Source organism: Paraflavitalea sp. (assembly GCF_059502485.1).
Genome location: NZ_JCACET010000004.1, coordinates 652,182 through 664,948, shown reverse-complemented (window position 1 = coordinate 664,948; position 12,767 = coordinate 652,182). Strand labels below are relative to the sequence as shown.

The window sequence follows — 12,767 nt, the reverse complement described above, 5'->3', positions numbered from 1 at the left end:
TCAATCCTTTCGGACCGTTTTGCCGACCCCGTTTCGTTGGGGTTGCAAAGGTAGGAGCCTTTTTATTACTAACAAACTTTTTCTCTATTTTTTTGCAAGATTTTCGACCTCTTTTCGTTTTCACTTTTTGTCAGTTATACCTGACCAATCCTGCATTATTTTTCGAAGAACTTTCTCTTTTTTTAAGAGCGGGCTGCAAAGATAAGAGGCTTTCATTTCACCACCAAATTTTTCTCACATTTTTCTTTCCTCTTTTATTTTACAACTTGCTATTAATCAAAGAACTATGTGAAAAAACTTTGCCTGGAATACTGTCTCTTTTGTCGCAGTTTCTGTACCTCTATTTTTCCAAAGCGGGCCGCAAAGATAGGGGGATCGCAGACTCCATTCCAAATCTTTTTGAAAGAAGTTTATTTGTCTTTTTGAAAGCCCGCTATGGGAGCGGGTTTGGGGGCGAAAAAAAGTTTATGTCTGAACGATGAATTATTGGATTTGATGGATTTTGAGGGGGTTATGGAGGGTGACGGTGTAGTTGATAGGTTAACTTGTTGAAAGGTTGATAAGGGAAGGCAGTGGAATGGTAGTCGACCTACTGCGGCTTCAACTACGAGTAAATGGTTAAACGTTGATACTAAAATAGCCTTCGGGATATTCGACTTTGCAGAGGAAGAGGCCATGGCCGGGGACGGAGAAGTCGGCTTTGCTGCAATCTTTTGCTTCTATTACCTGTCTGAACCCATCAATCGAGAGCTTACCACGGCCCACCTGTAGCATGGTTCCTACTAAGCCTCTTACCATACCCCGCAGAAAACGGTTGGCTTTGACCCGGTAAATAGTAAGACCTCCCTCCCGCTCTACCCATTGGCTGTATTGTATGGTACAATTATGGGTCCTGACCTGGGAGTTACGTTTGGCAAAGCTGGTAAAGTCGGTGTAGTCAAGGATCATTGTGGCCGCCTGCTGCATAGCCTGCAAGTTGAGGGTATAGGGAAAGTAGTATGCCCGGTCGTCGAGGAAAGGAGTTTTGGCCTGGTAGATAAAGTACTCATACTCCCTGGCCAGGGCATCAAAGCGGCAATGGGCGTTTTCCCGGACCTCGATCAGCCGGTTGATGGCTATGTCGGGGGGCAGCATGGCATTGAGATTATACACCACTTTCTGGGGAATCGGGCTGTCGGCATCGAAATGAAAATAGTTTTGCCAGGCATGAACGCCCGTGTCGGTACGGGATGAACCGGTCAAGGTGATTGGCTTCCGGAAGAAGGTGGCCAGTACTTTTTCTACCTCATATTGTATGGTGACTGCATTGTCCTGGACCTGGAATCCGGCATAGCGGGCGCCTTTGTAACTAACTTCAAGGAAGTATCGATTCATGGAGCGAAGATAAGAAGCTACATTCTTACCAATGCCTTGAAGCGGGCGATGTAGAGTTCGTCGGTGAACAGGTCGAGTAATTGACGGAAGTTGCCGGTATCTGACACAAATGGATAGGCTGCGTCGAAGAACTTAAAACGGGCTTCGTCGTTGGGAAACAGTTCTGACAGTCCACGGATATATCTTGTAACGAAGCACTTTGTTTTGAATACTTTTTTGGCTGCTGCCACCTTATCATCTACGCTGTTTGTGCTCAACATCTTCACGCGCAATTTGTCGACGTCATATTCTGAAGCGAAGTTGACGCAATCGGAGTTCATCAACAGCAAGGGCTTTTTGGAAGCCGCTACTACAGCAGCAGAATCGTCTTTTGATGGTGTATAGCTGTTTTTTGCTGCTACTGCTGTATCTGCCTTTACAACTGTTGCTGCTGCTGGTGTATCTGGTTGAACTTTGGCTATGGGTTCTTTTTGGGCAGTATCTACTGTAATAGTAACTGGTGGTGGCGTTTCTTTGACGACTTCTTTTGCAATGGCCGGACTGTCGGGGACAGTATTGGCAACCACCTGCTTTGTGGCTTCTTTAGCGGATGTATCAGGAGGGGTGACTACCGTTGTTTTTTCTGTTGTGTTATTGGCAGGAATGTCCTGTGGAATTATTGCCGTTACTTTTTCTACAGAATCCTTAGCGGCCGGCACTGGTTGTTTTTGGGCTACCGTGGCGGGTGTATCAGGTGTTGTAATTACAGCTTTTACTGTATCGATCTTTGCGGGGGCTGCAATAACCTGTTCCGGTGTGGGTAATGGTATTGGCGCTCCTTTTTCAAATTCTATCATCAACGAAATGGTATCCATCCCTACAGATGTGCTATCATAGTAGATATATCCTTTTCCTTTATCGTTTCCCCACTCCTGTACTGGTATGACGGTAGACAGGGCTATTGGTGTATCGATCTTAACTGGTATGGTGTTCTTTTCTGTTTGTACTGAATCTACCGGGGGTGTTGGTGTAATAACTGCTACTGTTCTTGCGGGAGCCGCTTCTTTTTCTACTGTTTCTGCTTTTACCACTGCCTGGGTATCTGTTTTTACGGCTGTTGCGGCTGGCTTAACTGGCTGTACATCGACTTTTGCGACAGACTTATACAGAACTGCAGAATCGTTTACCAGGGCAGACATGAGGGTAGCGAAGGCTCCGGTTTTCCGCTCTCCCAGTGAGAGGTCTGTATTCTTTACCTGCTCCAGCCGGGGTTTTACGGCATCCGATGTTTGGGCATTAAATAATACCCAGCCGTCATTTCCGGTATTCTTTAGCTGATAATCAAGGTCTTTTTTATTCAGGGAAACAATGAATGTGCGTTCGGGGTACTGTTTTTTGGGGAACCCAACCTCCAGGGTATAGGTTGTATCCCTAAGGCGGGGAATAACAAGGTGACCTATAGCCGAGGAACTATATGTGTGTTCATTCAACCGGATGTAAAATGGTTGGGAGTTTTCGGACGAGATAAATATAAAGTAGTCCTGCTGCGCTCTTACGATGGTACAGGACAGTGTTAACAGACTAATAACAAAAGCAATACGCTTCATGCAGATTTAAGTTACTAATTAAGACAAAACTACTCATTTGATGGTTGTCAGCCGCCACTTGTACCTTTTTTTGCAAATATTAAAGGCGGTCGAACTTATCTTTACGGCTACATAAATTTCATTTCATGAAGAAGCTAATATTTGGATTGCTTAGTTTTTTAACCTTTCAAACTCTATCCGCCCAACCTCATGAAGCCGCGCAGGATACAACCTGGAAGAAGTTGTATCGTGAGAGTGCTCCTATGATCAATGACCTGGTGCACACGAAAATAGATGCACGGTTCGACTATTCTCAATCATACCTGAACGGTAAGGCCTGGATAACGCTGAAACCTCACTTTTATGCGACCGATTCTCTGGCATTAGATGCTAAGGGTATGGAGATCAAAAAGGTAGCCATTGTAAAGGGCGCCTCTACTTCTCCCCTGAAATATGATTATAACGGTTGGATCCTGAATATTAACCTTGACAAGTCATATAAAGGTGGTGAAAAGTATACAGTATATATTGAATATACCGCCAAACCTAACGAACTGGAAGTACAAGGTAGTGCCGCAATCACTGATGCCAAGGGTTTATATTTCATCAACCCCAAGGGTGAAGAGAAGGATAAGCCTACGCAGATCTGGACGCAAGGTGAAACAGAGGCTACTTCTGTATGGGTACCTACTATCGACAGGCCCAATCAGAAGACCACGCAGGAAACTATTATGACTGTGCCTGACAAGTATGTAACGCTTTCAAACGGGAAACTGGTTTCTCAAAAGAAGAATACCGATGGTACGCGTACTGATACCTGGAATATGGAACTTCCCCACGCTCCTTACTTGTTCTTTATGGGTGTTGGTGAGTATTCTGTGATCAAGGATACTTATAAGGGTAAAGAGGTTAATTATTATGTGGAGAAAGAATATGCGCCTGTAGCCCGTAAGATTTTCGGTCACACTCCTGAAATGATGGCTTTCTTTTCTAAGATCACTGGCGTAGATTTTCCCTGGGTAAAGTATTCTCAGATCGTAGGCCGCGATTATGTGAGTGGCGCTATGGAAAACACTACAGCTACGCTGCACCAGGAAAGTGCTCAGCAGGATGCCCGCGAGCTGGTGGATGGCAATGGCTGGGAAAGTACTATTGCGCATGAGTTGTTTCACCAATGGTTTGGCGACTATGTAACTTCTGAAAGCTGGAGCAACCTGACGCTGAATGAGTCTTTTGCTAATTATAGTGAGACTTTGTGGGATGAATATAAATATGGCAAGGATGCCGGTGATGCTCAGAATTACTCTGACATGGCTGGCTACCTGCAAAGTGGCAGTGAGAAGAAGGACCTGGTTCGTTTTTATTACACTGATAAGGAAGCGATGTTCGATGCGGTGAGTTACAACAAGGGTGGCCGTATTTTACATATGTTGCGTAATTATGTGGGTGACAGTGCTTTCTTTAAAGCGCTGAACCTGTACCTGACTTCCAATAAATTCAAGGCTGCCGAGGCTCATCACCTCCGCCTGGCTTTTGAAGAGGTAACTGGTAAGGATATGAACTGGTTCTGGAATCAGTGGTATTATGGTGAAGGGCATCCGAAGCTGACTATCGATTATGTGTATGACGATGCTGCCAAGCAAGTGTCAGTGATCGTAAAGCAAACTCAGCCGGGTAATGCTTTCAAATTGCCGATCGCTATCGATATTTATAATGGCGCCAATAAAGTGCGTAACAAGGTATGGATCGACGATAAGGTTGACACTTTCACTTTCAGCTATTCAAGCAAACCTGACCTGGTGAATGTGGATGGTGACAAGATCCTGCTGGCTGAAAAGAAGGATAACAAGGCGCTGAGTAATTATCTTCACCAATATAAATATGCCGGCCTGTATATGGACCGCCGCGAAGCTGTTGAATTTGCTTCCCGCAGCCAAACTAATCCCGAAGCTATTGCCTTGCTGAAGGATGCGCTGAAGGATAAATATTTTGGTATCCGTGGCCTGGTTCTGGGTCGTCTGGACCTGAAGAATCAAGGTAATAAGGCAGCGTTTGAGCCGCTGATCGCCGATATTGCCAAGAATGATCCCAAGGCTACTGTACGGGCTACCGCGCTGACCGCATTGGCTAATTATGAAAATCCTGCTTACAAGGAGTTGTTTGTAAAGAGTGTCAGCGATTCTTCTTACACTGTAGCGGGTAATGCGCTGGAAGCGCTGGCCAAAATGGACAGTGCTGCTGCCTTTACTGAAGCAAAGCGTCTTTCTGCTCAACCTACCAAGGGTGCACTGGTTGGTGCTGTGATGAAAACGATGATCAAGTCTGGTGATGAAAGCAGCTTCACTGCTATCGCCAAGGCTGTAGGTGATATGCCTTTGTCTCAGGCCAAGTTCAACCTGCTGCCTTCTTTCAGTGACTTTCTTTCCAAGGTTAATAATACTGACAACTTAAAGAAAGGTGTTGATATCATTGTTGACTTCCGGGAACAGACGAAAAGCTTTGGCCTGGAGCCCATTGTTAATGGCTGGCTGAAGGGCATCGTTACCAAGAAAGAGGCTGCCAAGGATAAAGCATCCGACAAATCTGCTCTGCAAGCGCAGATCGATTATGTGAATGGAAAGCTGGGGGCTGCAAAGGCAGGTTTTTAGTTTGAGTTGACAGGTTGATATGTTGAAAAGTTAATAAGACTTATTCGCAGATATGAGGCCCCGTTTTATGGCGGGGCCTCTTTTATTTGAAGTCTCTGAGTTCTATTTTTTGTTGATGAGTTCGAGGGCCTTGCCGATCAGGATATCTCTACCGCTTAGTATTTCTGGTATTGTGGGATAAACCGGGGTATCGATCTTAACGCCTTTGCGTTGGGCTACTGTTCCATCCGGATAGAAAATAGCATTTCCGGTAAAGGGCATCACGTAGTTGCCGGGTATGTTGATCATTCGCTCATCGCCATCTCCGCCCGATGTTTGCTGCCCGATGGTGATACTGTTGGGAAATATCATCTGCAGCTGCATAGTGTTCCATTCGCTCATGCTTCTGGTATCAGGGTTGACTATGATAACAACTTTACCGGTATAGGTTGTATTTTCTGGTTTTACGCCGGGTACAAAATATACATCATCCTGGCTGAGGTATTTGTAGGTGCCAATGTTCTCTTTATTGACTGTATAGTATCGGCCATATGTTTCTCCTTTTCTGCCAAACTTCTTATAGAGGTAGCTGATGAACCCTCCCCAATCTGGATAGCCGCGCATGTCGAAGATGATTCCCCGGGCAGTGGACGCCAATGTAAGCAGGGAGTCCATCGTCCGATCTATTTTTTCATCAGGTACTTTCTGGATAAACCGGAATGTCTCATTGATCTTAAAGTCAATTATACCAGTTGTTGCTATGTAGTTTAATTCGTCACTCCAGACTTCCTCTCCGTTCCTCGTAAGGTATTTGTTGAGCATGCGGAGGTATCCGGTATCTTTCAACTGAATGTATGGCAGCTCTGCCTTAAAGGCTTTATTGTTGCGCAGGATATTGACAGTTATTGAAGGCTTGTCGGCTATGAATAAGAAATTGTTGGTGTAGGTATTCAGCTTGTGCAAAAGGGTAACCTTGTTGGAGGTAGATAGCAAGCCTGACAGTTCTTTTATTCTTGCTTCCACGCTGATACCACTCAGTGTTGTAATGAGATCGCCTTTTTCTATGCCGGCTTTCTTACAAAGCTCTGGAATGATAATATGGGTAATCAGTATTTTGTTGTCGACGACCTGGTAATCGAATGGCGGGTAATGCTGACTTCTGAAGATGGCTTTCCTGTTTTTGATGCTGCTATAGAACTTATAGGTGTGGGAGTCGTTGAATGCAGCGGTTATTTGCAGCAGGCATTTTTCGTATTGCTGGCGGGTATTGCTTGTGGTAAATAATGGAATGAAATGAAGGATTGTTGCGTTCCAGTTTTTATCCATGAGGTACTTGTGGGGGAAAAGGTAATCGCCTGTTCCCTGAATTTTGGCGAGTGCCAGCATGCGGTATTCGTAGGGTACGTTGAGGCTGTCGGGAAAGGCATACACCGGTTCATGGGGTATTTCGGTCTCGTAGTTTTTTGCCGGTATATAGTAGTGGTCATCTCCCTGAAACCTGTTGCTGTATACTTGCCGCAATTTCATTCTTAGTGTCGGCGTGATCAGGCTTTCTTTTGTGAGCCAGGTGGTATCTATGTTTTGCACCAGCAAACCAATGGTGTCAATCGGTTTATTTGTGGCTTGCTTTACCGGAGAGGTTAAGGTGTTTATTAATTGCAGCACTGCCTGGTTGAAGCTTTTGCTGTCTTTGGCCTGGTTTATTGCCGGCCAATGTTTGAGAAACAGGGAGTCGGCTTTTACTTTGCCGGTGGCGAGGTCAGGATGGTAATACTTAAGCCAGTTCCAGGTTTTAAAGTAGCTGTACTTCTTTTTTGTATCGAATGTTGTTTGGCTAAATGCATAGACTGAACAAATAATAAGCAAGGGTAGCAGGATCGTTATACGCATCCTGCTAAGGTACTTAATGTTTATGCTTTTTTGGCTTTGCCCAGGCGTACTTTATAATCATCGGGCTTACCGCTGATGGTGATGTTGAGGAATCGTACTCTTTTATCTTTGTTGCGGTATTCGATCGCATCTACCTGATCGGGATCTACTTCTTCCTGTTTCTTTCCAAATAGCATACGCCAACCTACCTGAGTAACCATTTTGAGTGGTATGCGTACTGCATATTCCATTTGTGTGCTGAGGGATTGTGTTCCGGCTATTTCCATGAAGCCAAGGGACGAGTTGATGTTCATGTTCGGAATGGTCAGGGCACCGTTTTTAAAGGTGAGCTTGTTCCTGAGTGTATCGAAGCGCACCAGGTTGAGGTTTTTATCCTTGAAATAGGATGACATGGCTTGCATGGGCGCGAAGTTGATGAGTACACCATCGCGTATATCTACATCCAACTGGGCTTCGGACTGGTCGAGGAATGGGGTGAGGTCCGGATGTACCTGTACATAGCTCCTGATGGTTCCTGTGAGCCGTCCTTTTATGTTTTTATTGATAACATAGTCCTGCCCTAAATAATCGAGCTTGATGAGCAGTTTCTCGATATTAATGTCATCTACTTTTAACCGGCTTCTCAGATAGATCTTTTCCGGGTTGCTTCCGTTGAAGTGTGCGCGGGCACCAATTCTACCTTCGGCAATATCCAGTGTGAGGGTGTCGAGGTAGATGTGGTGATCTTCCTGCATTCTTGCTTTGGTGGAGAAGTTTTTGATCCAGAGTTTCTGGCCTTTGATCCTGCCGATATTGATATCGGCCCTGAAATTAAGGAACGGTATTTTGAATATGTTGAATGCGCCTGCATGTGCAGAGGGTTTTGACACTGCCTGTATGTTGGTTTGGTTAGCCGGCAGTTCGGAGAGTGCCGGGGCATCTTCTTCTGTGAATGTTGTGCGGTAGCTGACTAACTGGTCTACATCCAGGAAGCGGGAAGTGAATTGCAGGTAGTTCTCTTTTGCTTTTCTTGCGCTGTCTTTCCCCGTATATAGTCGCATGCTGATATCGAAATCACTACGTCCTATCTTTCCTTTCAGTGTATCGATCTTTACGAAATGGTCGGCGCCGAATTTCAGGTTGCCACTAATGCTGTCGAGACGGAATGCGTGTTTTTTAAGCTCGCCGGATATGTTGGCTATCTTGATGTTGGCAAACCTGAACATGGAATCATAGCGCAGGTCGGTCTTTGAACGGAGCCACAGGTTGGTTGCCGTTTCGTCGTGGTATTCAGGAGGCACATGCTGGCGGCTGCGACGTCCGAGGATATCTTTCATCGCCAGGTGCTTTGATTTGAGATCGAATGCTATCTGTGTTTTACCACGTTTTACTTTATCGAACCAAAGGGCATAGTTGGTAACACGACCGCTGAATTGTATATCGCTGCTGTCTATGAGACCGGCAAAATTCTTCAGGCGTGCCATCGTATCGTTGATCGTCAGCTCTGCGCCGAAGTCATGGAATTTATGGGGATAGTTTTTGAAAGCTGCCCGCAGTTCCCGAATGGTGAATTGTCCTTTGGGCAGGGGCTTCGGTTCTCTCAGCTCATTGACGGAGGTGGCAAATGCCAGGCCGATATTGAAATTGTATATTTCTTCTTTTGCTTTGTTGCTTCTGGCCGTGTCGTAGGCCAGCAATTCTTTCATGATGATCTTGTTGCTATGGGCATTGAGGGTAAGCAATACTGCTTTTTCCTGGTGGTGGAATAGGGCCGGCAAGTCGCTGAGTGATCCGTTGAAGAAGAAGTCGGAGTTACCCACCTTGAAGGAAAGTGAATCCATGTTGAGGAACCCGCTTTTCATGGCAGCATGGAGGTTGAGTCTTTCTACCATGTGCGGATAACCCGGTATTCGGAAGGTAAGGTTGCGCACTGCTAATTCGCTCTGTACACCTGTAGAGAGTTTCTCCATCGATTTTTCCGGCACACTGATGTCTACCAGTTCCTTGAAATCCATTTTGAGGATGACCTGCCCGGTTACGCGTTCGAGGTCTTTGATGCCCAGGAATGCTCCTATGAACGCCAATTCAAGGTTTGCATTTACCTGCATCAGTATTTTGGGATTGGTGAAATCGCGCATAACAAAGTTGCCTCTGAATACGCCCGCACCTGGCCGTGCATTCATGTTGAGCAGGCGCAGCTCAGATGTTTTCAATGAGCGATCTGCGCCATTGGTATAATATCCTTTAAATGCCAGGGAGTCCAGTTTTTTATTGGCGTCTGTATTGTGTAGCCAGGCTTCAGCGCAGGCAAAGTTCAATTCTATAAAGGGCATCTGTCCGCCAGCAAGTTTGCCTTTTACACTTCCATCGAAGGAAAGGCGGCCATTGTAGTTGAAATGTTTTAATTCTTTTTTTACATCGTCTGGAGCAAAGGAGAATAGCTGTCCGAAGTCGGGTTTATCGCCTGTTATTTTCAGGTCAACTAGGTTACCGTCATTCAAGTCGGCTGTGCCTGTGATGTTGAAAAGGGCTTCTTCCAATTTCAGCTTTGCCAGTGGCAAGGTGATCAACTGTTGTACCTGATCATATGTGAGGTTGATGTCGGCCTCGAGGTGCTTATTGCGAAAGAGCGTTGTATCTCCCGGGCGCAGGTAATCAACAATCATATTGCCTTTGAGGTTGGCTGTGATGTTGACACTGTCGGCTTTGAGGGAGGATTGTATTTTCTCTATGTTGGCGCTGACCTGTTGCTGGCTTTGCTGGTCGAGGTAGGTGACTTTCATGTTCCTGAAGACTATCTTCTTCAGATCGAGGTCGAGCGCGGCTGTTGTTGTATCTGTTACCTGCGTCGTATCGCGCTTCATACGACTGGCCTCCACAATGTTGAGTTTCCCGGCCTGATCCTGCACCAGGTCGAGGTGGCCATTGCGGAGGGCAATTACTTTTACGTGGTATTGTTGTTTGAGTATATCGGAGAGGCTAAAGCCTACATACATGCGTTCGGCCTCGTAGAGGGGTTTCACGGTTTGCTGTTTGCCGGGATAGAATTGTACGTTGTTTAGCCTGATGGAGATGTAGGGGAAGTTTTCGAAGGCTGATATATTGCTGCTTTTTATAACGAGTTCGCCAGACAGTTGTTTGTTGAGTTCTTTAAGTGCCAGGTTCACCAATCGCTGCTGCTGGAAATACAGGATTGCAACGGCTATCACCACCAGGAGCACCAGGGACAAGGGCAGTATCCAAAGGGTTCTTATGAGTCTTTTTCTTAATTTGGGCCTCATGGAGTGTTGGCTTAACTACAGTTTTTTAGTTAACGTAAAGGACAACAGATTATGTTGGGTTATGTTATGAAGTTTGGATTAAAAATGGTTTGATTGGCCATATTTTAACAAGGTTACAAGCTCCCGAAGGGCCGTTTGGTTCGATAGCAGATTTCTCACCCTGTATGCTTGCTGTGAAGTCAAGGACGTATGGCAGGGTTCGAAATGACAAGGAAGGGGGAGCTTCGTTCGAAGTAGGGCCGGGCAATATAATGGAGGCTGTTTTTTGGTGAAAACTGCTCGTTTTTTCAAGTACGCTATTTATATGCACTATCCCGGGAGTATCTATGGAGTATCTACGGAGCATCCATGCTCTATCCTGCCTCTATCCCGTTATTACCTGGTCTGCTTTCGTTGCCATTCTGTCAAGTTCGGTACAGCCAGTGCTTCGTAGATATCTATTTCGCGCCCTTCTGTCAGCTCAGGACAAACGTAAATAATAAAGGGGATGTAATAAAATGTGGGTGTCCGTTATTGGACATTTTGGCCAACATGTCCGAATTGTCCGCTTTGCTTTTGCGCAGGGGTAATTTCAAATAACCAATTGCAGCCTGTTGTCCGAGGGGGGCTGCATTTTCGGCTTACTGTTACTACTATATTTTAATTTGTTCAGTTCTTTTTCCAGCGCCTGGACTGCTTCATTAAGTCCGGTGAAATAAGCGCCTTTTTTGAAATTGGGCACTATTTGTTGTGCTATGATCTGGGCGCAAATACTATTGGTGAGGGTCTTCTCTAATCCTTTTCCTACTTCTATACGTACCTGCCGGTCATTTTTGCTGAGCATGATCAGCACGCCGTTGTTTTTTATGCTGTCGCCTATTCCCCAGGTATTGAAATAGCGGAAGGCAATTTTTTCTATCGTTGTTTTTTTCTTTGTTCCGGGTTCAAGTGGCAGTTCTTTCAATGTAGCAATTACAATGGCATGGGTAGTGGCATTCTGATACCGTATGAGCTCATTTTCGAGGGTTTCTCTTTCCTGTGTATTTAGAAATGCTCCAAAGTCGTTGACGGCCCCTACCGGTTTTGGTAATGAGCGTTTTGTATTACCTGTCGACTGCTTCTGCTGTGCGCTGGTAAAACAGGTTATGAGGATGCTTATTGTTAAAAGGAATAGGGCTCGCATGACGCTTAAGATTGCTGTAAGCTACAAAAATGGCCCTTGTTTCGCAACAAGGGCCATCTAAATATATTCATTTGATCCGGAAATTGCTACCAACTGCCGCTGGCGCCACCGCCTCCACTGCTTCCGCCGCCGAAGCCTCCAAAACCTCCGCCTCCTCCACCGGACCAGCCACCGCCTCCTCCGCCACTACCTCTGCCACCACCACCGAGCAGGCTGCCGATGATAAAGGGTGTAATGACATCTCCATATCCTCTGCGGCTCATGTAGCCACCTCCTCCACCACCGCCACGGCCTCTGCCGGCAAAAATGGCGATGATAATAATGATGATTATACCACCAATGATGTTGCCTATGCCAGTGCCTTTTGACTTACGCTTGCCATAACCCTGTGGAGCTTTGTATTCTCCACGAGCCGCCTGGATGAGTGACTGGGTAGCTTTGTCGAGCCCCTCATAGTAATCGCCGGAACGGAAATTGGGTGCTATATCATTGCGGATAATCTGGTTGGCAGTGATATCGGGTATGGCTCCTTCGAGACCATAGCCTACTTCTATGCGTATCTGCCTATCTTTTATGGCTGCCAGTATGAGTACTCCGTTATTGGTTTTCTTGTTACCAATTCCCCAGCTACGGTAGATGGCCAAGGCAGTTTCCTCAATGGGCCTATCACCAAGCGTCTCAACGGTTACGATAGCAATCTGGGTAGAGGTACTGTCGTCGTAGGCAACGAGTTTTCTTTCCAGTTGCTGCACACTGGCCGGGTCCAGTACTTTAGCTTCATCATTAACAAGCTTTGTGGGTTTGTTTTTAATGATGTCATCGATGTTCTGTCCATAGGTGGCTACGGATATCAGTACAAGCAATATAGCGACCAGTCTTTTCATCCATT

Annotated in this window: 8 protein-coding genes; 2 read left to right on the top strand and 6 right to left on the bottom strand. The window is 45.8% G+C overall.

The annotated features are described in order from the left end of the window. On the top strand, positions 1-482 hold a 482-nt coding region (locus AC5JBY_RS02620; RefSeq protein WP_495902988.1), incomplete at its 5' end, for a hypothetical protein. Between the two features lie 136 nt (positions 483-618). On the opposite strand, the gene truA is transcribed toward AC5JBY_RS02620, so the two are convergent. Beyond that, positions 619-1,374, bottom strand: a complete 756-nt coding sequence (truA, locus tag AC5JBY_RS02615; protein ID WP_495902987.1) for a tRNA pseudouridine(38-40) synthase TruA — start codon at positions 1,372-1,374, stop codon at positions 619-621. Between the two features lie 17 nt (positions 1,375-1,391). After that, the gene (locus tag AC5JBY_RS02610; RefSeq protein WP_495902986.1) at positions 1,392-2,960 is read right to left on the bottom strand and encodes a proline and serine-rich protein 1 family protein; all 1,569 of its coding nucleotides are present in this window, start codon (positions 2,958-2,960) and stop codon (positions 1,392-1,394) included. A 125-nt stretch (positions 2,961-3,085) separates the two neighbouring features. On the opposite strand from AC5JBY_RS02610, the gene AC5JBY_RS02605 reads away from it, so the two are divergent. Continuing rightward, positions 3,086-5,587, top strand: a complete 2,502-nt coding sequence (locus AC5JBY_RS02605) for a M1 family aminopeptidase (protein WP_495902985.1) — start codon at positions 3,086-3,088, stop codon at positions 5,585-5,587. A gap of 102 nt (positions 5,588-5,689) precedes the next feature. Here the strand turns inward: AC5JBY_RS02605 and AC5JBY_RS02600 are convergent, their stop codons facing one another. The 4 genes from AC5JBY_RS02600 to AC5JBY_RS02585 all read right to left on the bottom strand — a co-directional run bounded on the left by AC5JBY_RS02600 (position 5,690) and on the right by AC5JBY_RS02585 (position 12,762). After that, positions 5,690-7,456 (bottom strand): S41 family peptidase, encoded by a 1,767-nt coding sequence (locus AC5JBY_RS02600; protein ID WP_495902984.1) that lies wholly within the window; start codon positions 7,454-7,456, stop codon positions 5,690-5,692. Between the two features lie 20 nt (positions 7,457-7,476). Beyond that, positions 7,477-10,716 carry an AsmA family protein gene (locus AC5JBY_RS02595; protein WP_495902983.1) on the bottom strand — a complete coding sequence of 1,080 codons (3,240 nt, stop codon included), beginning with the start codon at positions 10,714-10,716 and terminating at the stop codon, positions 7,477-7,479. 571 nt (positions 10,717-11,287) lie between these two features. Next, positions 11,288-11,878, bottom strand: coding sequence for a TPM domain-containing protein (locus AC5JBY_RS02590; RefSeq protein ID WP_495902982.1), 591 nt, complete (start codon positions 11,876-11,878; stop codon positions 11,288-11,290). Positions 11,879-11,964: 86 nt separating this feature from the next. After that, entirely contained in the window at positions 11,965-12,762 is a 798-nt protein-coding gene (locus AC5JBY_RS02585) for a TPM domain-containing protein (RefSeq protein ID WP_495902981.1), read from the bottom strand. Positions 12,763-12,767: the final 5 nt, after the last annotated feature.

Excerpts from the sequence above, each read along its gene's own strand:
- AC5JBY_RS02610 (WP_495902986.1), bottom strand. The coding sequence starts at position 2,960 with ATGAAGCGTATTGCTTTTGTTATTAGTCTGTTAACACTGTCCTGTACC.
- AC5JBY_RS02585 (WP_495902981.1), bottom strand. The coding sequence starts at position 12,762 with ATGAAAAGACTGGTCGCTATATTGCTTGTACTGATATCCGTAGCCACC.
- AC5JBY_RS02595 (WP_495902983.1), bottom strand. The coding sequence starts at position 10,716 with ATGAGGCCCAAATTAAGAAAAAGACTCATAAGAACCCTTTGGATACTG.
- AC5JBY_RS02605 (WP_495902985.1), top strand. The coding sequence starts at position 3,086 with ATGAAGAAGCTAATATTTGGATTGCTTAGTTTTTTAACCTTTCAAACT.
- AC5JBY_RS02590 (WP_495902982.1), bottom strand. The coding sequence starts at position 11,878 with ATGCGAGCCCTATTCCTTTTAACAATAAGCATCCTCATAACCTGTTTT.
- AC5JBY_RS02600 (WP_495902984.1), bottom strand. The coding sequence starts at position 7,456 with ATGCGTATAACGATCCTGCTACCCTTGCTTATTATTTGTTCAGTCTAT.
- truA (WP_495902987.1), bottom strand. The coding sequence starts at position 1,374 with ATGAATCGATACTTCCTTGAAGTTAGTTACAAAGGCGCCCGCTATGCC.